Annotated in this window: 17 protein-coding genes; 2 read left to right on the top strand and 15 right to left on the bottom strand. The window is 51.4% G+C overall.

Features of this window, described 5'->3' with window-relative positions; translation table 11 throughout:
* Positions 1-108: 108 nt before the first annotated feature.
* From I0P70_RS16855 to I0P70_RS16865, 3 genes are all read right to left on the bottom strand, one after another.
* Entirely contained in the window at positions 109-783 is a 675-nt protein-coding gene (locus tag I0P70_RS16855; RefSeq protein ID WP_196120249.1) for a hypothetical protein, read from the bottom strand.
* Between the two features lie 91 nt (positions 784-874).
* Positions 875-1381, bottom strand: a complete 507-nt coding sequence (locus I0P70_RS16860) for a hypothetical protein (protein ID WP_196120251.1) — start codon at positions 1379-1381, stop codon at positions 875-877.
* Positions 1382-1469: 88 nt separating this feature from the next.
* Complete coding sequence (locus I0P70_RS16865; protein ID WP_076422669.1) at positions 1470-1838, bottom strand: methylglyoxal synthase; 369 nt, start codon at positions 1836-1838, stop codon at positions 1470-1472.
* Positions 1839-2011: 173 nt separating this feature from the next.
* Here I0P70_RS16865 and I0P70_RS16870 point away from each other — a divergent pair, with 173 nt between their 5' ends.
* Positions 2012-2818 carry a DUF1206 domain-containing protein gene (locus I0P70_RS16870; RefSeq protein WP_196120253.1) on the top strand — a complete coding sequence of 269 codons (807 nt, stop codon included), beginning with the start codon at positions 2012-2014 and terminating at the stop codon, positions 2816-2818.
* Between the two features lie 8 nt (positions 2819-2826).
* Here I0P70_RS16870 and I0P70_RS16875 read toward each other — a convergent pair whose 3' ends face one another.
* The 11 genes from I0P70_RS16875 to I0P70_RS16925 all read right to left on the bottom strand — a co-directional run bounded on the left by I0P70_RS16875 (position 2827) and on the right by I0P70_RS16925 (position 21800).
* The gene (locus I0P70_RS16875) at positions 2827-4032 is read right to left on the bottom strand and encodes a threonine synthase (protein ID WP_196120255.1); all 1206 of its coding nucleotides are present in this window, start codon (positions 4030-4032) and stop codon (positions 2827-2829) included.
* Positions 4033-4094: 62 nt separating this feature from the next.
* Positions 4095-5000: a LysR family transcriptional regulator gene (locus tag I0P70_RS16880; RefSeq protein ID WP_196120257.1), complete on the bottom strand. Its 906-nt coding sequence runs from the start codon at positions 4998-5000 to the stop codon at positions 4095-4097.
* 96 nt (positions 5001-5096) lie between these two features.
* Complete coding sequence (locus tag I0P70_RS16885) at positions 5097-7829, bottom strand: glycogen debranching protein (protein ID WP_196120259.1); 2733 nt, start codon at positions 7827-7829, stop codon at positions 5097-5099.
* A 716-nt stretch (positions 7830-8545) separates the two neighbouring features.
* Positions 8546-9721 (bottom strand): aldose epimerase family protein, encoded by a 1176-nt coding sequence (locus I0P70_RS16890; protein WP_196120261.1) that lies wholly within the window; start codon positions 9719-9721, stop codon positions 8546-8548.
* A gap of 21 nt (positions 9722-9742) precedes the next feature.
* Positions 9743-11317 (bottom strand): alpha-amylase family glycosyl hydrolase, encoded by a 1575-nt coding sequence (locus tag I0P70_RS16895; RefSeq protein WP_196120263.1) that lies wholly within the window; start codon positions 11315-11317, stop codon positions 9743-9745.
* Between the two features lie 64 nt (positions 11318-11381).
* Positions 11382-13850, bottom strand: coding sequence for a TIM-barrel domain-containing protein (locus tag I0P70_RS16900; protein ID WP_196120265.1), 2469 nt, complete (start codon positions 13848-13850; stop codon positions 11382-11384).
* Between the two features lie 147 nt (positions 13851-13997).
* A complete protein-coding gene (locus I0P70_RS16905; RefSeq protein ID WP_196120267.1) occupies positions 13998-14999 on the bottom strand; it encodes a SusE domain-containing protein in 1002 nt (333 codons plus the stop codon).
* 114 nt (positions 15000-15113) lie between these two features.
* Positions 15114-16739 (bottom strand): RagB/SusD family nutrient uptake outer membrane protein, encoded by a 1626-nt coding sequence (locus I0P70_RS16910; protein WP_196120269.1) that lies wholly within the window; start codon positions 16737-16739, stop codon positions 15114-15116.
* Positions 16740-16750: 11 nt separating this feature from the next.
* Positions 16751-20044 carry a TonB-dependent receptor gene (locus I0P70_RS16915; protein ID WP_196120271.1) on the bottom strand — a complete coding sequence of 1098 codons (3294 nt, stop codon included), beginning with the start codon at positions 20042-20044 and terminating at the stop codon, positions 16751-16753.
* Positions 20045-20059: 15 nt separating this feature from the next.
* Positions 20060-21094 (bottom strand): FecR family protein, encoded by a 1035-nt coding sequence (locus I0P70_RS16920; protein WP_196120273.1) that lies wholly within the window; start codon positions 21092-21094, stop codon positions 20060-20062.
* A 142-nt stretch (positions 21095-21236) separates the two neighbouring features.
* Positions 21237-21800, bottom strand: coding sequence for an RNA polymerase sigma factor (locus I0P70_RS16925; protein ID WP_196120275.1), 564 nt, complete (start codon positions 21798-21800; stop codon positions 21237-21239).
* Between the two features lie 216 nt (positions 21801-22016).
* Between I0P70_RS16925 and I0P70_RS16930 the strand changes: the two genes are divergently transcribed.
* Complete coding sequence (locus I0P70_RS16930) at positions 22017-24836, top strand: alpha-amylase family glycosyl hydrolase (RefSeq protein WP_196120277.1); 2820 nt, start codon at positions 22017-22019, stop codon at positions 24834-24836.
* Between the two features lie 99 nt (positions 24837-24935).
* Here the strand turns inward: I0P70_RS16930 and I0P70_RS16935 are convergent, their stop codons facing one another.
* Positions 24936-26390: a M48 family metalloprotease gene (locus tag I0P70_RS16935; protein ID WP_196120279.1), complete on the bottom strand. Its 1455-nt coding sequence runs from the start codon at positions 26388-26390 to the stop codon at positions 24936-24938.
* Positions 26391-26434 lie beyond the last annotated feature (44 nt).

The raw sequence follows: 26434 nt of genomic DNA on the forward strand, positions 1-26434 counted from the left end.
TAACTTCTTCCAACTTAAAACCCATAACGCGTCGCACGGTCAGTGCAACCACGGCTTCATTGTGGGCACTTCGTACCCAACGAAGCCTTAGTTGTACCTTGTTTTTTTCTAAATCATTGACCCTACAAGCCTTTGCTTCAGTCCATCTTTGGTAAAAACCCATACGGCCTGATAAGCACCTGCCCCATCGCTGTTCCATTGGTACACGATGTATGAATCACCATTTTTATAGACCTTGAAGGTGTTCGTGCATTCGTAGATGTCGCTGTAGAGAGGCGTGTTTATTTCAACCTTTTTCCCTTCAACTACGGCGTTGACTCCTTTTACTTGTGTTCTTGGGAAGTTTCCGTCCGTTCCCCATACAGGTCTGCCTGCAATTGTTTTTACCCATTTCCCTTCATGCTTTTCAACAATTCGGTTATCGAGCTTAAAAGGCTCCAGAAGATATTCAAATTTAAAATCCGTTCCTTGGTAGGGCTGTAGCTTGTCTAGGGGTTGAAGCCTTGATTTGTGTATGAATCCTTCGATGTAGTCGGGCTGCGTAGAACTGAAGGAGAAAGCATTAATAGGTATAAAGACAGGGACCCATTCGTCCGTATCATGTCCTTCTTCATAGTCATACCAGAAGGCTTCGTTGCTATATAGTTTGTGGATGATTTGCGACTGTCCGTTCGGCTTCTCCCTGACATTGGTGTACCCGTCCTTATCTTGAATGATAGCTACCTGCGCTGTTGCCACAACAGTAATAAGAAACATTGCTATCAGTAATGTCAGGTTTTTCATGTTTTTAAATATGGTACAACGTTATTCGTGCATAGTGTGGGCAAGGCGGCGCCGAAGCATAAACTATGAACTTTGTTGGGTGAAGGTATTTTTATGCTTTGTATCTATCCAGAGAGTTCCAATACTCACCCATCTGACCTCTTTCTTCCATTGCTTTTCTATCTATTTTTTCTGGAAGCATGTCTGGCTTTGCATTTTCCACAAAGGCTTTCAGATTTACAAGTGTTTTGAACCTCTTAAACACGAAATCCCATGTAGCGTAGTAGTTAAGCATCCAATTTAACTCTGGTTCGACCGCATTGCTGCCTATCTTCCCGTCTAAGATGGTAAATACCTTAATTTCTGCTCGTTCATCAATAGTATCAATACCGCTCAAATAATTGGGCTCAGTTAGTGCATACCATTGAATGAAGCGTGCTCTTTTTAATGCTTCAATTTCCCTTTCAGCCATTTCGGAATATTGCTGATGTATTTGCTTGTATGAGGCAAACACTTCTCCAAGATTCTTAGCATTTTCTTCCGTCTGCTTTTGGCTGTACAGCTCAGTTACGATACTGCAAAGGTCCTTTTCTCTTTGAGCTAATTGTTCTAAATTCATAATGTTACTTGCACCCAACTAGCAGATAGCAGGAGTAGGTACTCCCACTATCTGCACTATGTGTGGAGTTGGATGTGTGGATTTATACCTAGTCCTTTCTTTCCAACACGATCAAATCAGCTGATGCCTTATTCAAAGCAATAGGAATGTTGTTGAGTACCGCCGTGCGGATCAGTGTTTGGATGTCGTGCTCGTGGCCGTGTGGGGTTTCTACGTCGATGAAGAAAATCACCTTTTGGATCTGACCCTGAAGTAGACGGGCGGCTAGCAGAATATCACCGCCACTTGGGCCGTGGCCGAAGGGTTCAATGTTCATGTCAAGCAGCTCATTGATCAGCTTGGAAGTGTTAGTCGTCCCAATCAGCTTGTATTGGCGCAGGGCCTGCTGGTTCTCTTTTACCCAGTTGAGTAGTTCCGTCTTCTTGTTGTTGTGGGCAATCAGTGCAATGGTTGTCATAAGGTATGATGTATAGCTAGTGTCAGTAAGGCCTCAGTGCTGTTGCTGTTGAGTTAGTGAAGATAAGCTTTTCACCTTTATAATCTAAATTCTAAACTGAAAGATCATGTCTCTCGTCAAAAGAGCGAGACATCCTACAGCGTCTGATTCAGAAGGAAAGAGAAAAACTACCCATGAAAGTAGATAAAAAGTACAGAAAGATTGCGCAGTGGCTGGCCCGTTACGGTTGTGTATCCATCGGTCTCGTGTATGTACTGCTGGGGGGCATGGCGATACTCTCGCTGTTTGGCAGGTCTGAGGACGATGCCGATGAAGAGCGTGCACTGGGTTATCTGCTTGAGTACACCTTGGGAGAAGTACTGGTCTGGGTAGTGCTGATAGGTATGGTCGGTTATATCGCCTGGCGGGTATTCGAAGCTTTAACGGATCCCTACGAGTTTGGGAAAGACCTGAAAGGTATAGGCAAAAGGGTAGGGGTTGCTCTGAGCGGCGTAGGCTATGGGCTTATTGCCTTCTCAGCATACGAAGTGCTGACCGGAGGCGGCGGAAACAGTGAAGAGGAGCAGCAACTGATGATCGCCAAAATACTGGCCTGGGATGCAGGTCCATGGCTGGTTGGCGCGGCTGGGGTGGTCACTATGTTGACTGGCCTGGTGCAGTTCCAATACGTCATACAGGGAGCCTATAACAAGCGCCTGGATCTGGGCGAACTAGAGCAGTTTAAAAAGCGCATTATTCACGCGCTGGCATGGGCAGGATATTTTGCACGTGGCATCATCCTGCTCGTGCTTGGTTACTTTCTGCTGCGCGGCGCTATCAAGCAAGACGAAAACGCGGTCGGAGATACCGATTCAGCTTTCGATTTTATAGGTGGAGGCACAGTGGGTGACACAGCCTTTTTCCTGGTGGCGCTGGGTACGATCTGCTATGGTTTTTTTATGTTTATCTTCAGTGTGTTTTACAAGTTTAGGAGAGACTGATGGCAAGTTTAGTCCTCCGCAAACACACCAGAAAGGTTCTCCATGTACTTCTGCCCGGAACCGGTGTTGAGCAGGAGAATCTTTTCATCGGGCGAGATACAACCCGTGTCGACCAGCTTGCGTGTGGCCATCCAAACGGCTGCCCCCTCGGGCGCTACAAAAAGCCCTTCGTGGGCGCCCAGTTCTTTCAGCCCTGATATCATTTCCTGCTCGCTGATGCTGATGGCTGTACCGCCGGATTCCTGCAGTGTCTGCAGCATCAGTTGCTCACCCAGTGGACGAGGCACGGCAAGTCCGTTGGCGATAGTTGGTTTGCCCATGTAGTTTTGCGCATTGGCTTGTCTGCCGTAAAAAGTCTCTACCAGCGGACGGCAGTTCTCGGCCTGTACTGCCACCATGCGCGGCAGTTTTATATCCTCCGGCAGCCAGCCAATTTTTTTCATTTCCCTAAACGCTTTCCAGATTCCGATCAGTCCGGTGCCACCGCCGGCAGGGTATAGGATCACGTCAGGCAGTTCCCAGTTCCCCTGTTCGGCAATCTCGTAACCCATCGTTTTTTTTCCTTCGATGCGGTAAGGCTCTTTCAGGGTCGACACGTCTAATAATTCACTTTTGCTGTTAAGCTCCTTCACTCTGGCGGCGCAGTCGTTGATCAGGCCATCCACCAGCACCACCTCAGCGCCATACCAGTAACATTCGTCCCGGAAAGCCTTTGGCGTATGGCGCGGCATCACCACCGTAGCACGCATTCCTGCTTTGGCACAGTAGGCAGCCATGGCAACGCCGGCATTGCCAGCTGTAGGTATAATGCAGCCTTCCACACCATGCTCTTTTGCTTTGGAGATCGCCATACTGAGTCCACGAGCTTTAAAAGAGCCGGTCGGGTTCTGGCCTTCCTCTTTCAGCTGCAGGGAGCGGAGCTCGTACTTTTTAGCGAGGTTGCTTAGCGCCAAGATCGGGGTATAGCCTTCACCGAGGCTCACGATGTTTTCTTCGTGCAGCACGGGTAGCATTTCGAGGTAGCGCCACATGGTGCCTTCCCGCTTTTGCAGTACCTCTTTGCTTAGTGACTCGACAAGATTATACCCAGCCAGCAAAGGTAGCTGGCAGCAAGTCGAAACTGTCTGTTTTTCGAAAGGAGAATATTGTTTGCCACAGCCTGAGCAGGATAATGTGCTGAGGTGGCTTACTAAGGATTGAAGCGTCGTTTCCATATTAGTATTTACGGCAATTAACACTCCTGATATGACCAAACAAAATAGCTTTAAGGAATAGGCTATTCCATTTTGGAATAATATCGCTTCGTAAACTGAATGAAATTTTTGTAAGGGAAATTGTTCTCGGTGCCTTTGCGCTGTATGAAATTGAAGCTCCGTTTTATGGTAAGTCCGTTGATTGGCACCTGCACCAGCTCGCCAGACTGCAGTTCTTTTATTACCGCCTGCCGGGGCAGGAAAGACAGGCAGGTATCCACCCGCACAAAGTTCTTTAGCGCTTCAGTTCCACCGAGTCGTATTTTAATGGGCAGCTCATTTAACTTCACCTGCTTCCGCTCCAGTGCCAGTTCCAGCACGGCCAGTGTGCCTGAACCCCGTTCCCGCAGCGCCAGCGGAATTTCATACAGGTCCCGGATCTCCAGTTGCTGTTTTTTGAGCGGATTGCGGGAAGAACAGACGGCTATCACTTCATCGGTCAGGAAAGGCGTATAAGTCACGTTGCTCACCTTGTTGATGCCCTCCACTATGCCCAGGTCTATTTCGTGGTCGAGCAGGGCTTTGAGGATATTCTCGCTGTTCCGGTTTTTCAGGTCGAGCTGCACATTGGGATTTTGCTGCAGGTAGGCCGAGAGCACCGGCGGAAGGATGTAGAGCGAGATAGTAGTACTCGCCCCCAGTACCATGTTAACCTGCGGAGAAAAGTTCTCACTCAGTTGCTTGAAATTCTGGTAAAGCTCGTGTTGCAGCTGTTTGGCAGACAGTAGTTTTTCATAAAGCAGCTTGCCGGCAGGGGTAAGCACAACGCTGTTACCGAGTCGCTCGAAAAGGCCTGTCTTGTAGAACTCTTCCAGCGCTTTGATGTGCTTGCTAATAGCTGACTGACTGATAAAAAGGGTCTGGCTGGCTTTGGTGAAACTCAGCAGCCGCGCCACTTCCATAAAAATCTCGTGTCGGTGAGAGAGCATGTTATACCTGTTTGTGTAAGTATAACGAAATCGTAACAAAAAAAGAGCTCCTGCCCGGATTTTGGCAGGAGCTCTTTTCTGAATTTGATGGACCTGTTACTGCACTCGGATCATACGCATGTGGTCGATCATGGCCTGGTTGATCTCGCCGTTCATGTTCTCGTTTTGTGGCTCAAAAGTAAGGGTGAGCTGGTTGGTGCCTTTCTCGAGCTGCACCCATACCTTGTTGGTATAGCCCCAGTCGCTCCACTCGCCAATGCCCCGCTGCGGCAGCACGATAGTGCCGGCCATTTCCTTGTCTTTGCGCAGCGTACGGATAGCCGCTTTGTTGTCGGTGTTGATCGGTCCGTTGCCGTTGGCATAGCGGAAGTCAATAGCGTACAAGCCTGCCTGTGGCGCGTTTACTTTGAAATTGATGGTTGTGTTTGTCTTTTTGCTCACTTCCACGAAACCTCTGCCGCTAAAACCTTTGTAGGGTTGCTTCGCTGGCGTAGTCGCTGCCTCAGCTTCGTATACCTGCTCCAGCGCGGCAGGATATACCGACACCGGCTCACTGGCAAAAGAGCCGTAGCCCGCAGCGTCCGTCGCGATCACCTGATACTCGGCATAGTCCTCTGGCTGTACCGCTATACCTGTCTCAGTGGTTTGCTGCAGCGGCTTGCCGTTTTTAAGCACGGTGTAGTTCACCGCGCCTTCTACAGACTGCCAGCTATACCTGCCGTTGGCAAACGTAGCTGTGGGCGAGACAGGCGTTACGTGGTGGGCTACTTTGTTCTGTGTTCCTTTTTCTGATGAGGCATCACCCAGCACGATCTTTACGGTATGGGGGCCTGTGAGCGACGCAGGTATAGCAGCGCCTTCCAGTGGCTGTCCGTCCATTGTGATGCTGCGGATGCTGTTACCGAAGCCCTCCATCTGGATATCAAGCACGGCATTTCTATACCTGAAATTGGTCAGGCTGCGATTGCCTTTATAACTCTCCGGTACGAATGGTTTGAACACTAGCTGATCTGCCTGAAAATCCATACCGAAAAGCAGTTTGTAGGTCATGCCCAGGTAGCCGGCCACGCTCCACAATTGGCGGTCGGAGTTAACCTGCGTGCCTGCGTAGTCACCGTTGCTGGCCACGAAGTTTTCCTTGTTGGTGAGGAACAGCGCAGCAGGTCGGTAGATGGCGTTGAGGCTCTCCTCAGTGGCGGTTTCGTTACCAGCCTTAGCGGCGGCCAGTGTCCAGTAGGCCTGCACAAAAGGCCAGATGCCGTTGTTGTGGTAAGGCGGAATGTTCGGGATCTGCGGGAAAATGCTTGGTACGCCGAAGTCATAAACCGGGGTGTTGGCCACAACTCTTTTTGCTCTGTCGGCATCTGCTATACCAAACAACACTGTGAGTGCCTCACCCAATGCCTCGGCTCTTGGTGACAGCGACAGGTAGTTGCGACCATACAGGTACTGTCCGTAATAGCCTTTGTCTTCCTGCCACAGCTGCTGGTTTATACCTTGCTTAATGCTGTCAGCTACGTATCTATACCTGTCGGACGCCTGTTTGTCGTTTAGCATCATCGCCATCTGGCTTAGCAGCACATTAGCCTGATAGTGCACAGCGTTCGTGCCCAGGTTTCGCGAGGTATAAATATCAGCAGGTTGCATCCATTTCGGGTAGGTCTGATCACGCCAATCGAGGAAAGAGGACTCGCCCCGCATCAGGTTTGTCTTCTGGTCGAAGGCGTTGAGCAGATCATCTTCCATCGAGTTGCGGATGATCTCGTAGGATTCGCGCAGCCAGTTCTGGTCGCCGGTTACGGTGTAGATCTCCCAGGCGGCAGTGGCCCACACAATGCGGTCGGTCGAAACCGGGTAGGCCCCGCCTGTGCCGGTATCCTGAATGATGCGCTTGTTCTTCACTTTGCGCATCAGGCTTTTGCGGGCTATCTCTGGCTCAATGGCAGCCAAACCCAGTATCAGACTATAGCTGATGTCGCGGGTCCAGACGCCAGCCCATTCTTTACCGGTACGGAAAGTACCATCCTCCTCGATGTTCTTCACCACTTCCTCCAGCGTCATGTTGTAGAGTGCATCGGTCAGCACGTAGTCGGATTTGTACTGCGGATATTTGTCGATCGGCAGGCTCAGTTTCCAGTGGGAAGCCGTGAGTTTTTCTTCGCGGTGGGCATTCATGTTGAGCGTCACTTCATAGATGCCATCGCCGTCCGGGTCTTCCAGTTCCATCCCTTCGCGACTCGCCAGATTATCGAAATCCCAGGTGAGGGGTGAGGAGTTGCCGGCAATATAAACGCCTTTGAAATCGTCTTTGTATACCTTGCTGCCATTGTAGGCGGTGTAAAATCCCTGCTTCTCAAAGGCATTCAGCACGTCGCGCATATCCACCCGCACGGTAAGCGGTGTGTTCGGTGGCAGAAATGCCTTGGCTGGTGCCGGCTCAGTAGCCTTCAGCTGCTGCCCGAATTTAATAACAGGTGTTTCGCAACTTCCTCCTTCCTCGGCGAGGCATACGAACTGGTGGTCCATGCCAGACGGCATTTCGTTGTCTTTGCTGTTGATGCTGAACTTGAAGAGCACCTCTGGGGACTGGAATTCATTGGCCGGGCTTTGGTAGCTGGAGGTGATCTCGGTAGGGGATAGTGCCTGTGCTACGTAGTCACCTTGTACGACGCGGTCAGGGTAAATGCTATAGGCTTGGGATTGCCAGATTGCCTGTTCTGTGCTGACTGTTTCGGTGGTTGTACCGGTGTCTGGTTGCGGCGTTTTGCAGGCAGTTGCAGTTAGTACTGCTGCTAAGCTTGCTGCTTTTATGTAAGTGTATTTGGTCATTGGTTAATGTTAATGTGTTTTAGTTTCGCCTGGCCGGCGGGGCCTTACTTTTTTCCTTGATGAAAAAATCGAGGGCCCCTACCCCCAGTAAGCAAAAAAATCAAGACGCTCCAAACTCGCTGAACGCTCGAACAGTGGAGCGTCAAAGGGTGCACCTGGCACCAGTGTTTGCTGCGTAGGCTGCTGAGAGTTACTCCGCAATGCGTGCCAGCGGTCCGTCTAGACTATAACAGAAGCGACATGGCTTATACTTGTGAACCATTAAGGGCAGAAGTCCACATTTGAAGGCAGGGCTATTGAGTTCTTCGAAAACTATCCCCTTGAGGGGATTATAGGGGTATAAATTCGGTGCTAAATTGCCATTAGCGGACTTATTTACGATTCATCCGCAGCCTCAACACCCCTCTGCGCTCCCCTCAAGGGGAGAATCTACTAGAACTTAACGGCCCTACCTCTTGGGAGGGGCAGGGGTGGTTTAATTCTGCAGAAACACATTATGCTTCAGCAACCCCATTGTACCTGCAAATTAATAGGTACCTAAAGTCCCCCTTGGAAGGGGGCAGGGGGATGTAATCATTCCCAAACACTTTTCCTATTTTAGGGGTAGGGGTCCTCGGAAAAAGGACGAGTTAGGAGAGGTCAATCCCCACTTAGAAGGGAGCAGTTGCATTATGCAAATGAATCCTCGCCATTCTTTATCACCTTAAATATTCTTCCTACTCCTTCACCCCAAACTTATACACCGTCGTTTCACTGTACTTTTCGCCGGGCCTGATAATCGTCGAAGGGAAGCTCTCCTGATTCGGGGAATCGGGGTAGTGCTGCGCTTCTAGGCAAAGGCCGGCGTAGCGGTTGTAGGTTGTGTTGTTGTGACCTGTCAGGGTGCCGTCCAGGTGATAGGCCGTGTAGAACTGAATGCCGGGCTGTGTCGTGTGTACTTCCATGACGCGGCCTGTACTTGGGTCTTCTACAGTGGCAGCGTGTACCAGTTTATTGCCTCCATTCCTTACAGCGTAGTTCAGGTCATATCCATAGCCTTGCAGATTCTCGATGCGGTCACCCACTCGCTGCGGTGTGGTAAAATCGTAAGGCGTTCCTTTCACAGAAGCCAGCTCTCCGGTAGGTATAAGCGTTTCGTCGGTGGCCGTAAACTGATCAGCATTGATCGTGACGATGTGGTTGAGAATGTCCTTTTCCTTGCCCGCGCTCAGGTTGAAATAGCTGTGGTTCGTCAGGTTGACTGGCGTGGCTTTGTCGGTGGTGGCTTCGTAATCGATCTTGAGGGCGTTGAAGCCTGTCAGAGTATAAGTGACCACTACCGTTAGATTGCCCGGATAGCCTTCTTCTCCGTCTGTGCTCACGTAGGTCAAGCGTATGGCATTTTGCTTCTGCAATGGCTCTGCCTGCCATACAACTCTGTCGAATCCGGTAATGCCGCCGTGCAGGTGGTTGGGGGCGTTGTTCACAGCCAGGGTGTACTCTTCGCCATCTAAAGTGAATCTGCCTTTGGCGATGCGGTTGGCGTAGCGGCCCACAATGCCACCGAAATGCGGATCGTTGGGCACATAGCCATCTACATTGTCAAACCCAAGCGCTACTTCACCCAGGTTGCCATCTCGATCAGGCGTTTGAATAGACGTCACGATTGCGCCATAATTGGTGATTTTCACGGTCATGCCACTGTCGTTGGTCAGGGTATAGAGCTGTACTTCCTGCCCATCGGGGGCGGTGCCGAAAGGTTCTGATTTTATTTCCATCATACTTGTCTGTTCTGTACTGTTGGTTTGCTCTGTCTGACTGTCGTTGCCCGAACAGCCCATCAGACAGGCGGTGCTCAGACTTCCGAAAAGAGTTAGCATCAGAAAGGTACGGCGGCCGTTATATTTTTGCATATTCTTTTTGCTGTTCGTCTTTTATTTGCTGAGAATGATAGAGCTATAAGCAGGCAGTTGTACTGTGCTGCCATTTAATTTCGCAGCATTGTGCTGATGTACCATTTTACTATGCTCCTGCAGACTGGCGGGTAGGGTAACACTCGTGGTTTTATCGGATAGGTTGTGCAGTACGAGCAGCGACTCATCGGGCATGGTACGGATAAACGCGCTCACGGCCCGGTTGTTCAGGCTCACCGGCTCCAGGTCGCCATGTGTGAGTGCTTTGCTGCTGTTGCGCAACTGGATGTAGGCTTTGTAGTGGTTCAGGAGCGAGTTTGGATCCTGCGCCTGCTGCGCCATTGGCCTAACGTTCTGCTCAGTGCTGTACTCGGGCGTCACCCAGGAAGCGCGGCAATCGTCGTTTGCTTTTGTGTCCCACAGGAACGGCTCCCGTATCTGCTCATCCGGCTTCTTGCCCTGCATCCCGATCTCCTCACCATAGTACACATAAGGAGCGCCCGGCAATGTAAATAGCAATGCAGCCGCTACCTTGGCTTTGTTCAGGTCACCGTTCACCTCACTCATAATGCGGTTCTGATCGTGGTTGCTCAGGATGGTAGCGTCTACAAAATTCGGATTCACCTGCTGATAGGTGTTGATGATGCGGTCATGGTGGATCGCCAGCGAGTCGCCGTTTCCTGTTTTCAGGGCGTCAAGTATTTTCCAGCTCATCTCGAAGTTGAAGAGAGCGGGAAGGCCTTTGGTATAAGGAGCCACGACATCAGCCTCGGCCCATACCTCACCTACCAGGTATACATCCGGTTTCACTTTCTGCATCTCGGCTCTGAACTCCTCCCAGAAAGCGTGATTATCGGCCGGTCTGTCATCCGGGAAAATGTGGCGCGCCGCATCGAGTCGGAAGCCATCCACACCCACTTCCTCCAGCCAGTAGCGACCGATCTTATACACTTCCTGGCGCACCTTCGGATTGTCGAAATTGAGGTCAGGCATACCACCCCAGAAGTAACCAAAGTATTTGTAATCGCTGCCTTTCACCTCATGCCACTGGTGCACGTTGTGCGAGTCATCGCCAGTGGTTTTGCCCTCGCCTTTGGTCTGCGGATCGTCTTTGTGCGCCCATACATAGTAGTCGCGGTAAGGACTGTTCTCGTCCTTGGCAGACTCTACAAACCAGGGATGCTGATTGCTCGAGTGGTTCACCACAAAGTCAATTACGACCTTAATGTTGCGCTTGTGCGCCTCCTCCAGAAAGGTTTTGAAATCTTCCATGGTCCCGTAATCGGGGTGAATGCCAGTATAGTCGGTTACGTCGTATTTGTGGTAGGTAGGCGATGGACTCATCGGCATCAGCCAAATGCCTTCTATACCTAGCTCAGCCAGATAATCTAGTTTGGAAGTCATGCCTTTGATATCGCCGATGCCGTCGTTGTCCGAGTCGCAGAAGGACTGCACAAAGATTTCGTAGCTCACACCATGAGGCCATTCATTGGCAGTAGCAACAGGCTGACTATCCGGTTGGTTTGTCGAGCTGCAGCCCGTCGCCAGGTATAGCGCAGGTATAAGCAGCAGGTGATGCAGGTTTAGTTTTTTCATGGTTGTTTGTTTTGAGGTAGAAAAAGGCCTCCACAGAACCGAGATGCTGAGGAGGCCAAATCAATTAAAAGCCGACTGTAAATCTCCCGTTATCATTCCGCACCACCATGCTGCGTACACCATACCCAATTCTTGGATTAGCAGTACCCTGCGGATCGAAGCGGGAAACCGGGTCGATGAACGAAGCAAAGTCTTCCTGCACCGTGGCACGCTTGCCGTTGAACTGGAATCTGGTCTTCGCATCGAAGCCATGCAGCATCACCTTCACGTGGTTGAACTTGGTTTTGAAATTTCCTTCCACATCGCCAAAGGTGATAGTCTTGCGGCGCGGATCGTAGGTGATGGTGCGTTTGTAAAAAGCACCTTTCTGGTAGTCGTAGCTCTCGCCGTCGTCTTCATAGTACACAAAGCTGTTGGCCACATCGCCGCGATACACATGTATGGTCAGGGTGTCGGTCGGGGTTTCGCCCATGTGCTGCACCAGCGACTGCATCGGGATGATGCTGCTTTCCTTCACATAGATCGGCAGTTTGTTGTACTGCACCCCGATCATCTCCTCTCGGTTGCCCTGCTTCACTTCGCCTGTCCAGAGGTCGTACCACTTACCGCGCGGGAAGTATACCTTGCCATAGTTCTTCGTGCTCTCAAACGGCATGATCAGGAAGGCTTTCCCGAACTGGTACTGCGATTCAAACTCACCGTTGTATACCTGCGGATCATGGGTATAGTCAATGGCCAACGTGCGCATCAGCGGCTGTCCGGACTGCGTAGATTCGTACATGTTGGAGTAGATGTACGGCATCAGGCGGTAGCGCAGGCTAATGAAGTTACGGGCAATCTCGGTTACCTCTTCGCCAAAAGCCCAGGGTTCGGCAGAGCGGGTGTTCACGCCGGTGTGGTTACGGAAGTAAGGGGTGAAGGCACCTAACTGAATCCAGCGGGCAAACAGACCAACCGGTGCATTGCCGGTAAAGCCACCAATATCCATGGCTGAGAAAGAAACGCCAGTTACACCGAGGCTGTTAAGCAGGCGTATACCTAGCAGCATGTGGCTGTCTTCGGCGCGATTGTCGCCTGTCCAGATGGCTGAGTAGCGTTGCGAACCCGAGTAGCCGGCACGTGACAGAATAAACGGACGCTTGTTGGGCATGTGCTGGCGGGCACCTTCGTAGCTGGCGCGGGCCATTTGCAGGCCGTATACGTTGCGACCTTCTTTGTGTGTGGTGATGTTGCCCTCAAAATTGAAGAGCACATTGTTAGGCATTTTCTGACCCCAGGTGGCGATCTCGTTCATGTCGTTCCAGAAACCATCCACATTGGTGTCGGCAAAGAACTTAATCTCCTTTTTCCACCACTCACGGCCTTTTTCGCCCGTGAAATCCGGGAAGTGCGTCCAGCCTGGCCATACCTCGCCGGCATAGTATTTTCCGTCCGGGTACTTCAGGAATACATCCTCTTTCACGCCACGTTCATAAGCACCGTAGCCTTCTTCGATCTTAATGCCCGGGTCCACGATCACAGTCGTTCTAAAGCCCATATCCTTGAGCTTTTTGTTCATAGCAGCAGGATCAGGAAAGCGTGACTTATCCCAGGTGAAAAGCTTGTAGGCATCCATGTAGTGAATATCCAGTGTGATGCCGTCGGCAGGTATACGCTTCTCGCGCAGGGTCTGGGCGATGCGGAAAACCTCCGTTTCCGGGTAGTAGGAGTAGCGGTTTTGCTGGTAGCCTAAGCTCCAAAGCGGCGGCAGCTCCATGCGGCCGGTCAGGAAGGTATAGCTACCAATGATGTCGGCCAATTTGGTGTGGTAAAAGAAGTAATAATCCATCTCGCCACCCTGCGCTCCAAAAGAAGAGAAGCGGTCGTTGCTGGCACCGAAGTTGAAATCACTCTGGTAACTGTTGTCGAAGAAAATGCCGTAGTTGAGACCGTTGTGAATGCCGATGTAAAAAGGGAAAGTGGTGTACAGCGGGTCCTGATTAGTGGTGTAAGCGTAGGCATCGGTGTTCCAGTTGGTATAGCCGCTGCCACGTCTGTCAAGGCCGCCGGTTTTCTCACCTAATCCGATGAAGCGCTCACCCTTCTGCATCTTTTTGTAGGTGGTCACTTCCTCTCCAATCCACGACGTAGTCAGTCCTTCTTCGTCCTGGTTGATCACCTTGCCGTCGCGGGTCAGGAAAGCTACCGAGAACGGGTTCTTGGTGATGCGGGCCTGCAGCGAGTCAGTCACGATCGACACTTCTTTATCGTTCTGCGTGATGTTCACTTTGGTTTGCTGCGGCTGCGTGACCACGGCATAGGAAAAGTCTTTGCCAAGTGGCTGCTTGTCCATGCGCACACGCACCACGGTTGGGGTATAGACCGTCACTTCCACGTGGTTGTTACGGTCGGTGGTCAGATTTACTTTCTGACCGGAGATGCTGACATTGTTCACGGAGCCGACTTCTCTGATCGGGCTGTTCTGCGCCTGAGATGGCAGGTACAGCACTGAAGTCAGCAGGAGGGAGGCTAGTGCTTTGTAGAAAATCTTCATGGAGGGAGATTTTTGCTGAAAGGTTGAAAACAAAAGGTCTGTATATAACAAACCCGGCCAAGCGGAGTAGCCTGCCGGGTTTGCTTAGTTTAAAGGTGCAGTTCGCAGCAGTATGCTTTGGTTAAGTCTGTGCGCGAGCTTCGCATCTTAAAGCTTGATCAAGGAGTAGGTATAGTTACCCGGATTAGCCAGATTCAAAACTACTTCATACTGTCCGGCCTCTTCCACCTGAATGTTGGCTCCGCCATACTCCAGACTGGCGTCGGCATTGTCATCACCAAAGTTGATGTCCCAGGCGTCATTGGCTCTGAACTTGATCTCACCCACTGAGAGGTTAAGCGTGGCTTTCCATACCTGCTCGGTAGCATCGTAGGTCATGTTCTGGTCATTATCCCAGCTGCCGGTCGCGTCACCTATTACACCCCATGTTGTACGGATGGCTTCCCAGGTCATCTGGTTAGTGTTTGCCTTAAGCAAATAATAGCCTGTGCCGTTCACAACTAAATTGTCTCCTTTTTCTGTCAGCGTGCCTTTGTTGCCGCTGCTGGTTCCTCCAAAGTCATTGTCCCAGTTAGGCTCCGGCGTAAACTTGAAGTTTGTCTCCGTCTCCGGGAAGTTCACAAACCCTTCATACACACCGTTATCATTCACAGACGATACCTTTGGTGCCTCGCCTGGGTTCCAGCCCTGATGACTGCCCGGCACCCAAAGCGACACGTACTCGATGATGTCGAGGAACGGGGTTACGTTGAAAGAAATTACGTTAGAATAAGCCGGTGTTACACTCTCTGCCACAGAAGATCGGACACGTGCCTGTATAGTGCCTTCGTTGTTTGGTGCCAGACCCAGCTGCGTGGCCAGGGTGTTCAGCTCCGCTACGGTCAAGGTTCTGCTTGTCGTACCTGGTGTTGCTTCTATTTCTCTGGCAGCCTCAAAGTCACCGCCTTCTGCAATAAACTGCAGGGTATAGGTAACAGCTGCCTGGTAGCCGTAATCAGCGGCTGTCCAGTTCATGGTAATCGCATCTTCCCCCTTTGTTTCTGCTGTCAGCTCCACGCTGCTTTCAGTGGCAGCAAGGGTAGGGACAGCACCAGGGCGCAGTACCAGCCGCTCTTCGTCTTTCTCGCAAGAGAACAGCACCAGCGACATAAGGCACAGGGTAAATAATTTATTTATCGCGCTTTTCATATTTGATGATTTCAAAATGTGATGTATCTATCCGGAAGCTGACCGCAGTAGAGATCAGCTTCCGGTCTGTTCAGATTATCGTGTATAGCCCGGGTTTTGTGTCAGGTTCGGGTTGGCGGTCAGGTCCGTGCTTGGGATTGGGTACAGTCTGCGGAATTCCTCCACGCCTCTGCCCTCCGGAACGGCACCTTTCCATGGCCACACATAAGTAGCAGAAGTGAATCTGTTGAAGCGGATCAGGTCTGTTCTGCGGTGACCTTCCCATTTCAGTTCACGGGCACGCTCGTTGATAATGAAGTCCAGCGTTAACTGTCCCTGGCTGATTGCACCACCATTGCCTCTCACATTGCCAGCTGCATCGGTATAAGCACGACGGCGCAGTTGGTTCACGTAGTCCAGCGCATCAGCAGCAGATCCGCCACCGCCACGCAGTACAGCCTCAGCATACATCAGGTATACATCTGCCAGACGGAACATCGGGAAGTCTGTATCCGGGTGGTTGCCGCTTGGGTCAGAACCTGCCTGGCCAGCTCTGTTCACGTTTTTGAATTTCGTGATCGGGTAGCCGTCAGTGAAAGTGAAAATGTCAGCGATCTCCAGGTTCTGTCCATCGGTATGGAACATGGCACGCTCATCCGGTGTGGCATTGGTGCTCGGGAAAAGCTCCACAATATTCTTAGTAGTGCGCAGACCGCCCCAGCCGCCGTTGATACCAAATGCAGCTGCGTTCATGTTGCCGCCCACTGGTGCGTGTACCAGGTAGGTCATACCGCCCCATGTCGTAGTGCGCAGACCGTCAAACGTGATCGGGAAAATGATCTCACTTGAGGTATTATTATCGGCCAGGAACAGGTGGTTATACTCTGCCTCCAATTGGTAACGTCCCGAATCAATCACGCGGCGGGAGTAGGTTACGGCATCGGCATAGCGGCCCTGGCCGGTGTATACCTCTGCATTCAGGTATAGCTTTGAAAGCAGCGTCCAGGCAGCGGCTTTGTCGGCTCTGCCGTATTCAAATCCGGGTTCGCCCAGTTCACTTTCTATGGCCAGCAGTTCGCTCTCCACATAGCTGAACAGATCGGCACGCGTGGTCTGCTCCGGGAAGAAAGAGCCTACGCGGTCCTGCTCTGTCACGAAAGGCACGTTGCCATACAGGTCAAGCGCATGCCAGTAGCTCAGGGCGCGCAGGAAGCGGGCCTCAGCACGGTAGCGTCTCGCTTCCTCAAGGTTAGCGCCCGTGATGCCACGCTCGCTCAACTGGGCATCCTGCGTTTCGCGGATGAACTCGTTTGTAAGCGATACCTGGTAGAAGATACGGTTATAAAGCGCACGCAGGAATTCGTTGGCAGGTGTCCAGTCCATATCATGGAGGTCACGCAGGTTGCCGTCGTTCCAGGCGATGATCGCCTCGTCAGTCGACAGTTCCTGTGCCTGCCAGTACTGACGCAGGTAGTTCGAGAAGCCCTCGTCGATACCGCTGATGTCAGGCCGGCCGGCAGGACCCTGCTGGCCTGTTACAGCATAACCGGCGTACATTTTAGCCAGGATGCTCTTGTAGTTAGCGAAGTCTCGGTACACGTTGGCCGACACTACATCGTACTTTGGCTCTATGTCCAGACTGTGGTCGCAGGAAGCAGCTGACAGGGAAAGGACGCCTGCCAGTGCTATGTTTCTTATGTTTCTGAAATTCAGAGTTTTCATGGTTGGATGAATTAAAGATTAACAGTCAGACCTAAGGTATAAACACGCGGCCTAGGGTAAAAGTTATTGTCTATACCGCTGGCAATCTCAGGATCAAGACCGTTGTATTTAGTGATCACAAACAGGTTCTGGATGTTGGCATTTACACGCAGATTTGCTTTCTCGTTGAAGATGCGGCCCACGTTGTAACCCAGGTTGATGTTCTCCATGCGCAGGAACGAGGCATTCTCCATGTAATAGTCAGAGAACAGCTGGTAGTTCATGAAGTTGGTCTCCAGTACGTTTGGTGACACGTTGGTCAGGTAGCCCGGGAACATGAAGGAACGGTAAGCGCCGTTGTTCGAATACACGTTGTTATACATGTAGTTGCCCACGCTGCCACGCATCACCATGCCGAAGTCAAAGTTACCGTAAGTCAGGTTAGTGTTGAAGCCCAGGAAGAAATCAGGCTCCGGCTTCTTGTAACGGTAGCGGTCCGCTTCGCTGATCACGCCGTCCTCGTTCAGGTCGGCATACAGACCTTCAATTGGGTTGCCCTGCTCGTCGTATACCTGCTTGTATACATAGAATACATCCGGTGCGTAACCTACCGTTCTGATCTGGATGTTGTTACCCACACCACCGGCAATACCACCTACAGGGTAGCCTTCAAAGTTAGGGTCTTCGATCATGCTCAGGTTCGTGATCTCACGCTTTTGGTAAGTACCGTTGATGCCGATGGTCCAGTTCAGTTTTTCGTTGTCGATCGCCACATAGTTCAAAGCAGCTTCCAGACCTCTTGTTTCCAGGTTACCCACGTTGGTGATCAGTTCGTTCACCAGGTTGGTGCCGGCCGGAATCGATACGAGGGCAAGCAGGTCACGCGTGTCTTTGAAGAAGTAGTCGAGGCTACCATTCACTCTGTTGTTAGCAAATCCGAAGTCTATACCTGCGTTGTAAGTGGTCGTTTCTTCCCACTTAATGTTCGCATCGTAGCCTTCCGGACGAAGCAGGTTGAGGAACTGGTTGCCGAACTGATACTGCGCTGTGTTGTCGCTTATGGTATAGCGTGCCAGGTATGGGAAGAAAGGACCAATGTCCTGCTGACCGGTCACACCCACGCCTAATCTCAGCTTCAGTTCAGACACAGCCGGAGAGTTTCTCAGGAAAGCCTCTTCGTTGATTCTCCAGGCCAGGGCCAGAGCAGGGAAGGTACCCCAACGCACATCATCGCTGAAGCGGGACGTACCGTCACGGCGCACTGTAGCTGTCAGGATATAGCGGTCGAGGAGCACATAGTTCAGTCGGCCGAAGTAAGATTTAAGACGGTAAATATCATTCACCGGAAGTCCTGGCTCCAGATCGTTGAGCGGTGTGCCTTCAGCATCTGTTGGGATAAACTGCGGGCTTTCGTTTTCAAACTCCTGGAACGAGTAACCGGCTGTCGCGTCGATGCGGCTGTTGATGCCAGTCAGGTCTTTCACATAGTTCAGGTAGAAGTCAACCAGGCTGTTTTTCTTCTCCTGCTCGTACTGCGTTCTTCTACCGTTGTTTGGAGCTTCCGGAGCAAAATCTGCTGGATAGAAAGTAGAGCCGTTGCTGTTAGAGCGGTCAAAGCCCAGGTTCAGGTTGGCTCGCAGGTCAGGCAGGAAGTGGAGTTTGTAGTCCAGCTGCACGTTACCGATGTGGCGTTTTACTTCGCCGCGGTCGTCGCGCTGCTCCAGCATACTTATCGGGTTGCGGGTAGCCAGTGGGTTATAGCGTCCGTTGGCATCCAGCCATTGGAAGTAACCGCCAAACTGGTCGCTGCCAGACATGATAGGCTGCGTCGGGTCCATGGCTACGGCTGCTCCAATGGCACCTTCGTCAGCAAATTTGCTCTGGGTCATGGCGCCCTTGTAGTTCAGGTTCACTGTCAGGTGGTCATCCAAAAAGCGTGGGCTTAAGTTCACGCCGATAGAGCCACGCTCAAAGTTACCGGTACGCAGCACACCATCCTGGTTCAGGTAACCCAAGGAAACACGGTAAGGCAGTACGCCTACTGCGCCACTTACGCTTAGGTTATTGTCTGTGGTATAGGCTGTTTGGTAAATCTGGTCCTGCCAGTCTGTGTTGGCATTGCCAAGCAGTGCGATCTGAGAAGGTGTACCCTGCTCGTTCACTACCCGGCGGAATTCATCAGCTGACAATACGTCCACCGTTTGGCCCACTTTGGAAAGGGAGTGCTGTGTTGTAAACGTAACACCTAGCTTCTGGCCGGCTGTGCCTTTCTTCGTGGTGATGATGATCACACCGTTCGAAGCGCGTGAACCGTAGATGGCCGTAGCCGAGGCATCTTTCAGGATGTTGAAGGTCTCAATATCATTTGGATTGAGGAAGCTAAGCGGATTAGCTGCTCCTGATACCCCGGAGTTATCAATCGGCACCCCGTCGATCACGATAAGCGGATCGTTGTTTGCATTGAGGGAGCCACCACCACGAATACGGATACGGCTACCGGAGCCTGGCGCACCGCCGTTTGGAGTGATCTGCACACCAGCTACTTTACCCTGTATCAATTGCTCAGGTGTCGTGATCTGGCCCTGCACAAAGTCCTCAGAAGTTACCTGTGTTACAGCACCCGAAATATCGGTTTTACGCTGGGTACCATAACCAACCACGACTACTTCCTGCAGCGCCTGCGCGTCGGTGCGCATGGTCACATTCACCGTAGACTGATTGTTGATGGCTACTTCCTGTGTGGTATAACCGATGAAGGAAAACACAAGCGAACCACCTGATGCCGGCACAGGCAGGGTGAACTCGCCGTTTGCGTTGGTAGAAGTGCCGCGGGTGGTACCTTTGAGCACAACGGTTACACCTGGCAGTGTATCGCCGTTTTCGTCCACTACGCGGCCACTCACAGTTACATCCTGTCGCACTTCAGTGCGGGGCTTGGCTACGACGGTAGTTGCGGTGGCTGCGGCAGGACGTGCTTTCGAGATGATGTACACGCCTTTTACTTTTTTATAAGCCAGGTTATTGCTAGCCAGGGTAGTGCCCAGGAACTCGTCCACGTTCTGTACGCCGTTCTTTTGCTCCGGCACGATCAGTTGCAGGTCGTCGGCCAGACTTGCCTGGTAAGAGAACTGTATACCGTGCGAATCTTTCAGCTCGCTGAGCAAATCCTTAAGTGACTTGCCCGTCAGGGCCTGTCCGGCGTTATGGTTCACTGCAAGGTTCGGACCTGGGCCCGGATAACCCTGAGCGGTCCCCGGTACCTGGAAGCAGCACAGCGCTACTGCCAGACCCAAGGATCGTAGTCTCTTGGTAGATTTATTTGACATAGATATGAGGTTAATTTATAGTGAGCTTATGTATATAGTTTTCTCTTTTTGGGTCACCTTCAGGTCAAAGGTCTCTGCCAGCGTGTTGACAATGTCTTCCGGGCCTTTTACTTCCAGGAAAGCAGTGACACGCTGCTCTGAGAGGGCCTGGCTGCTAAACTCCACTCTGTAGCCATACTGTTGCTCCACGAGTGTGCCTACTTCACGCAGGGTATAGTTGTCGAAGTATACCTTGTTATGCTGCCAGGCAGTGTACAGTTCCGGATCTACACGCCGATGGCTAAAGCCGTGCGCTGCAGATACTGTTATAAGATCGCCGGGTTGCATCTCCAGCTGTTTTGTTTCGCCATGTAGTGTGGTGCTCAGGTTCACTTTGCCGCTGGCCAGTACAACGCGGTCTTCCTGATCGCGGTCGTATACGTTAAATTCCGTTCCCAGTACATTTATTTCAGTGCCTTTGCTGGTTGTTACGATAAACTGCTGTCTGTTAGCCTGCTGTGTTACCGAGAAAAAAGCCTCGCCGCGCATCTGTACGGTTCGGGGTTCATCATCCTTCCATTTTTCAGGAATAGTTATACTTGAGTTTGCGTTAAGTACTATTACGGATTTGTCAGAAAGTTGGATAATTCGCTTCTCGCCATAGGTGGTGGCGTAAGTCACCGGTTCGGACCTTTGGAGGGTGAAAAACAGGGTGGTAACGGCCAGCAAAACGACGATAACAGCCGCTGCAGACAGCCAGGTTGCGCGGCTGTGGCCCCAGAGGGAGAACACGCGCCCGCTGTCATTTCCATTTTCCCGGTCCTGCTGCATGGCTTTCTGCAACTGCTCCCACACCAACGCTGCATCTTCATCACAGCTGTGGTCAGCGACCTGCTCCTGCGAGAGCAACAGCACCAAACGACGCGCCTCAGCCAGTTCCTGCGCCTTTTCAGGATACTGCTCCGCTACCTGTGTCCAGTGCAAGGTGCTTTTTTGCGTAGGGTATTTTACCCATTGTATAAAGTCATGGTCAGCTGCCAGTTCAGTTGCAGTAGCTGTTGCGTAGTTCATGTTAGGCGTTTATTTGATGCGGTTTCAGCGTTTAGGTGCGCTCTATATACAATAGCCTGCTACTCGTGATATTATCCCTTCCGTGAGCGAAAAAAAATAAAAATAAATTCTAAATGTTTGTGAGTAAGAGAGATAGCTTGTCTTAAAAGAAAAGTGTGAGGAGCAGGAAGGTGCTGTTCTGCAGCAGTTGCTGCAGGCGGGCTATGGCTTTATAGGTAGTCTTGTACACGGAGTCCTGCCCAATGTCCATGATAGCTGCAATCTCCTCGTACTTGAGGTTGGCGTAGTACTTCAGAAAGATGACTTCCCGCTGCCTGGCCGGGAGCTGTGAGAGCAGCTCTGAGATTCGCTCGCGTGTCAGTTCTGCCGTCTGCAGTTGGATCAGGGTCTGCTCGTGGGAGTCCTCAAGCTCGAAGTGGTAGTTTTCGGGTAGGGGGTCGTGCAGTCTGGCGCGGTTGTTTTTTTTGATGATCTCGTTGCGGATGGATTTGAGGAGGTAATGCTGCACATTGGCAGGGTTACCGATAGATTCACGGCTTTTCCAGAGCGAAAAAAACACCTGTTGCAGACAATCGCGTATAAGCTCCTTGTCAGGCGTGATCCGGTTGCCGTAGCGCAGCATGATGGGAGCAAAATGACGGTACAGCAGCGAAAAGTCGTCTTCGCTTCCTGCTTTAAACCTACTCCAAACTTCCTGCTCGTCCATGCGCGATTGCACCGTTTTTGAAACGGAGTACAACAATTATATTAGAATTTAATCGAAAATCATACCTTTAAGCTCTGAAAAATATACAAACTTATCTAGTGTTATAACACTAAAGCCAGGACTAAGGCATATTTTCAGGGAAATGTGAGAACTGTCTCTTGTGTCTCGTGTCTGCTGCTATACTTCTGAATTCCTTTTATCTATAATATCCCCTTTATGGCAAACCAATACCTCTACCGCTTTGTGGTGCTTTTTGTTTTCCTGTCCGGTATAGCCTGGCGGGTACAAGCGCAGGCCGTGCAAACTATACCTGAGTTTCCTAATGGCGACCAGGAGATCACCCTCATATTCGACGTGAAACAGTCCAAAGATGGCCGTGCCACCGGACTGCTGAACAAGATGGACGATGTATACCTGTGGTCAGGCGCAGGAACAGTAGGCTCGACGGATGCTTTTCAGTATCAGCCAGCCGGGCAAACGAATTTCAACCAGCCTTTCAATCCGGGCAAGATGACCTCACTCGGGAACGACCGCTGGCAGATCAAACTTACGCCCCGAACCTACTTTGGAGTGCCTGCTGGTCAGACCATCGATAAGCTGGGACTACTGCTTAAAAACGGCAACGGCACTGCTCAGACCGAAGACTTTATCATCCAGATCTATGACGGAAGCCTGCAGATAGCCTTGCGCGAACCTGAGCAGCGAAACTTCTTCGTCGATGCCAACAGTGCTATACCTGTGCGCGCTGTCATATCGTCGAAAGCCAATGTAACGGTAAAGCTTGACAATATGGTCGTGTATAGCGCCAGCGATGCCGACGAAGTGCAAACCAGTATCAGTGCGGGCAATCAGGCCGGTGTGCAGCGCACTGTAACCGTAGAAGCAAAGCTGGGTGACGCCACAGCCACAGAAAGCTTTACCTTCCGTGTGAAGCCACAACCAACGGTCGCAGCGCTGCCGGCAGGTATGCGGGATGGGGTGAATTATACCAGCGCGACAAGCGCCGTGCTGGTGCTCTATGCGCCGTTTAAGAGTTTCGTGTATGCCATAGGAGAGTTTAACAATTGGGAGAGCTCGCCGGAATACCTGATGAAGCGCACGCCTGACGGCAACCGCTACTGGATCGAGCTGAATAATTTGCCGGCAGGAGCAGAGGTGGCTTACCAGTACCTGGTGGATGGCACTCTGGCCGTGGCCGACCCTTACACTGAAAAAATACTGGACCCGGCTATGGACCAGTACATACCTGCCAGCACTTACCCTAACCTGAAAGCCTATCCCGAGAGAGCGGAAGGAATCGTATCGATCCTGCAGACAAACCAGCAAAGCTATACCTGGAAAGTAACAGACTTCCAGCGGCCTGACCCGGAGAATCTGGTAATCTATGAACTGCACGTGCGCGACTTCATTGCAGCCCGCAACTACCAAACCCTGACCGACACCCTGACCTACCTCAAAAGACTCGGCATAAACGCTATTGAGTTGATGCCAGTCATGGAGTTCTCCGGTAACGATTCCTGGGGCTACAATCCGATCTTCTTTTTTGCGCCTGACAAAGCCTATGGTACCAAAAACGACCTGAAAGCTTTCATTGACAAGGCGCATGAAATGGGTATTGCTGTGATACTGGACATTGTGCTCAACCAGGCCGATTACGAATACCCCTATGTGAAAATGTACTGGGACGGCAACCAACCTGCTGCCAACAATCCGTTTTTTAACCAGCGTGCTACGCATCCTTTCAGTGTGTTCTTCGACTTCAACCATGAGAGCGATGCCACCAAAGCCCTGGTGGAGCGTGTGAACCGTCACTGGATAGAAGAGTATAACATCGACGGTTACCGCTTTGACCTGTCGAAAGGCTTTACGCAGACCAACACTGGCGAGAATGTAAATGCCTGGAGTACCTATGATGCCAGCCGCGTCGCCACCTGGAAGCGCATTTACAACGAGATCAGGAGCTATGATGAAACGGCTTACGTCATACTGGAGCACTTTGCCGATAACCAGGAGGAGAAGGAGCTTTCCAATTACGGCATGATGTTCTGGGGCAATCACAACCACGATTACCGCAATATGGCCAAAGGGGTACAAGCCAACCCGCAGGGCATCTCCTATAAAAACCGCTCCTGGGAAAACCCATACCTGATCGGGTATATGGAAAGTCATGATGAGGAGCGGATCATGTATGACGTGCTCACCAATGGCAACCGAAATGGCAATTATAACACCCGCACCCTGAGCACCGCTCTTGACAGAGCCAAACTGGCGGCTGCTTTCTTTCTACCTATACCTGGACCGAAGATGATCTGGCAGTTTGGAGAGCTGGGCTATGAGGTGCCAATTGATCAGAACGGACGTACCGGTCAAAAACCGATCCGCTGGGAGTATCAGCAGCAGCCTGAACGCCAGAAGCTCTACCAGGTATACGCCGAACTGATTAAGCTGAAACTGAATGAACCGGCTTTCAGCACCGACGATTTTGACCTGCAGCTGAATGGTCACGTAAAGCGCATCTCCCTTTTTCACGAGGACATGCGTGTATTCATAGTCGGTAACTTTGATGTGAAGGTACAGCCGGTCAATGCTAATTTCCCGATCGCCGGGGTGTGGTATGACTACTTTACAGGCAGAGAAAATAACATCACAGATCCCGGGCAGGTGATGGAACTGCAGCCTGGCGAATTTCACATTTATACCACCAAAAAGCTGGAAACACCGCAGCCAGGCCTGGTGCCGTGGCAGGGACTGGTGCTATCAGCAGAGGAGGAATTGGCTGAAAGAGGCCTAAGCGTATACCCGAACCCCATGCAGGAAGCCACTGTGCTGCACCTGGAAGGCGACTACCGCGGACCCGTACAAGTGCAGCTAGTGGATATGACCGGTCGCCAATTGCAGCAGGTTCGTTTCCTAAAGCATCAGCATAGCCACCAGGAGCAGATGAGGCTACAGCGTGTGCCTGCCGGTGTATACTACATGCAGGTAGAGCAAGGCGGTAAAAAGTCGGTGCACAAACTGCTGAAAGTACAAAACTAACCCAGGCTGTGTACACCTGACAGCTACAGCTTTGACCAAAATAAAACGCTCTGCTTCATGATGTGAAGCAGAGCGTTTTTTTATACCTGCGTTTTAGGCTTATTTTCTTACCACTTTGATCATCGTGCCGGCTGGCACCTGGTCATTTAATTGCATGCCGTTTAGCACAGCCAACTCATTGTGGCGGGCGTCGGGCATGTTGTTGCTGCGCAAGGCCTGGGCCAGTGTAGTGGCTTTCGACACGGTTACAATGCTGATGCGCTCCGGCTGTCGGTTCAACTTATCAGGGTCTGACAATTCACGGAAGCTTTGCATACTGCTGCTGAATTGCTGAAAATATGTGTTGAAATTCTGAGCCGTCGTGATTCCCATCAGGCTGTAAATATTGCCCCCATACTGTATAAAGTAGGTGAGCGTGCGCAAAGGCTGCTGTTGCTGTTGTTGCTGTTGCTGCGGAGCAGGATCGGCTACTACCGCGAGGGCTGGTAGTCCGTTCACAGTTACTTCCTTGCTTTCCACGGGCTGCAAATTATAGTTCTGCAGTGTTTGTTGAGCAGCTTCCGTTGGGTTGTTGCCAGGAGCAAGGGTAAGTACCATCACGGCGCTTCCGTCCTTAGGGCCCATCTGTACCTGCTGCGGGGAATTCTGGTAGCCCCAGTTGGCTGGCATGTTGTACTGGAACTTCAGCACAGGATGATAGAATACGTTGTTCTCCACAAAGCCCTGTTTGGGGTCTTCTCCGTAGATAAGCCCGTCAATCATTTTGAGGTAATTGTTGCGGTTAACCTGGGCATTGGTCAGGTTCTGCTTCTTCTTTTCCTCTGCTGCCAGTTGGTGTACCGTGTTGTAACGGTCGCCCGGGTCAGGGTGAGAGGAGAGGAAGGATGGCAGCGCTTGTCCGCTTTCTTCCTGCTTGCGCTGCAGTGTGGTGAAGAAGTCGGCCATTTCAGAAGCGTCGTAGCCGATCTTAGTCGAGTATTCCACACCCAGTCGGTCTGACTCACGCTCCGCATCACGACCGTACTTGAGCATCAATAGCCCGAGTCCCTGCGAAACCTCCTGGCCGTATTGCGCTACCGTAGGCGACAGGATCATGCCGAGCAGCAGGCCGCCCTGTGCGAGGATAGACTTACTTTGTTGCTGGGCGGAGTGGCGTGCAGTGATATGCCCGATCTCGTGACCAAGCACCCCCGCAAACTGCGCCTCGTTGTTGAAATGCGCCATGATGCCACGCGTGAAGTACACGTAGCCACCCGGCACAGCAAAGGCGTTGATTACGGGCGAGTCTACTATTTTGAATTCGTAGTTGAGGTTGCTGCGGTGGGATATTTTGGCCATTTGCTGGCCTTTCTCGCTGATGAAGCGCTGCAGAGCCGGGTCTTCGTATAGTCCAAACTCTGCTACTATTTGTGGGTCGGCTTCCTTCCCAAGGGCAATCTCCTGACTCTCTGACATGAACATCACGTCTTTCTTACCCGTTACCGGGTTGGTCTGGCAGGAGCTGCTTATCAGGAACACGGATGCCAATAATCCGGTTATTATGTTCTTTCTCATTGTGGTATCTTTTTTAAGCCTCCCAATATCACCCAAATTCAGGT

It is taken from the genome of Pontibacter sp. FD36, from assembly GCF_015686655.1.
Classification (GTDB): Bacteria; Bacteroidota; Bacteroidia; order Cytophagales; family Hymenobacteraceae; genus Pontibacter.

Excerpts from the sequence above, each read along its gene's own strand:
- I0P70_RS16855 (WP_196120249.1), bottom strand. The coding sequence starts at position 783 with ATGAAAAACCTGACATTACTGATAGCAATGTTTCTTATTACTGTTGTG.
- I0P70_RS16860 (WP_196120251.1), bottom strand. The coding sequence starts at position 1,381 with ATGAATTTAGAACAATTAGCTCAAAGAGAAAAGGACCTTTGCAGTATC.
- I0P70_RS16865 (WP_076422669.1), bottom strand. The coding sequence starts at position 1,838 with ATGACAACCATTGCACTGATTGCCCACAACAACAAGAAGACGGAACTA.
- I0P70_RS16870 (WP_196120253.1), top strand. The coding sequence starts at position 2,012 with ATGAAAGTAGATAAAAAGTACAGAAAGATTGCGCAGTGGCTGGCCCGT.
- I0P70_RS16875 (WP_196120255.1), bottom strand. The coding sequence starts at position 4,032 with ATGGAAACGACGCTTCAATCCTTAGTAAGCCACCTCAGCACATTATCC.
- I0P70_RS16880 (WP_196120257.1), bottom strand. The coding sequence starts at position 5,000 with ATGCTCTCTCACCGACACGAGATTTTTATGGAAGTGGCGCGGCTGCTG.
- I0P70_RS16885 (WP_196120259.1), bottom strand. The coding sequence starts at position 7,829 with ATGACCAAATACACTTACATAAAAGCAGCAAGCTTAGCAGCAGTACTA.
- I0P70_RS16890 (WP_196120261.1), bottom strand. The coding sequence starts at position 9,721 with ATGCAAAAATATAACGGCCGCCGTACCTTTCTGATGCTAACTCTTTTC.
- I0P70_RS16895 (WP_196120263.1), bottom strand. The coding sequence starts at position 11,317 with ATGAAAAAACTAAACCTGCATCACCTGCTGCTTATACCTGCGCTATAC.
- I0P70_RS16900 (WP_196120265.1), bottom strand. The coding sequence starts at position 13,850 with ATGAAGATTTTCTACAAAGCACTAGCCTCCCTCCTGCTGACTTCAGTG.
- I0P70_RS16905 (WP_196120267.1), bottom strand. The coding sequence starts at position 14,999 with ATGTCGCTGGTGCTGTTCTCTTGCGAGAAAGACGAAGAGCGGCTGGTA.
- I0P70_RS16910 (WP_196120269.1), bottom strand. The coding sequence starts at position 16,739 with ATGAAAACTCTGAATTTCAGAAACATAAGAAACATAGCACTGGCAGGC.
- I0P70_RS16915 (WP_196120271.1), bottom strand. The coding sequence starts at position 20,044 with ATGTCAAATAAATCTACCAAGAGACTACGATCCTTGGGTCTGGCAGTA.
- I0P70_RS16920 (WP_196120273.1), bottom strand. The coding sequence starts at position 21,094 with ATGAACTACGCAACAGCTACTGCAACTGAACTGGCAGCTGACCATGAC.
- I0P70_RS16925 (WP_196120275.1), bottom strand. The coding sequence starts at position 21,800 with ATGGACGAGCAGGAAGTTTGGAGTAGGTTTAAAGCAGGAAGCGAAGAC.
- I0P70_RS16930 (WP_196120277.1), top strand. The coding sequence starts at position 22,017 with ATGGCAAACCAATACCTCTACCGCTTTGTGGTGCTTTTTGTTTTCCTG.
- I0P70_RS16935 (WP_196120279.1), bottom strand. The coding sequence starts at position 26,390 with ATGAGAAAGAACATAATAACCGGATTATTGGCATCCGTGTTCCTGATA.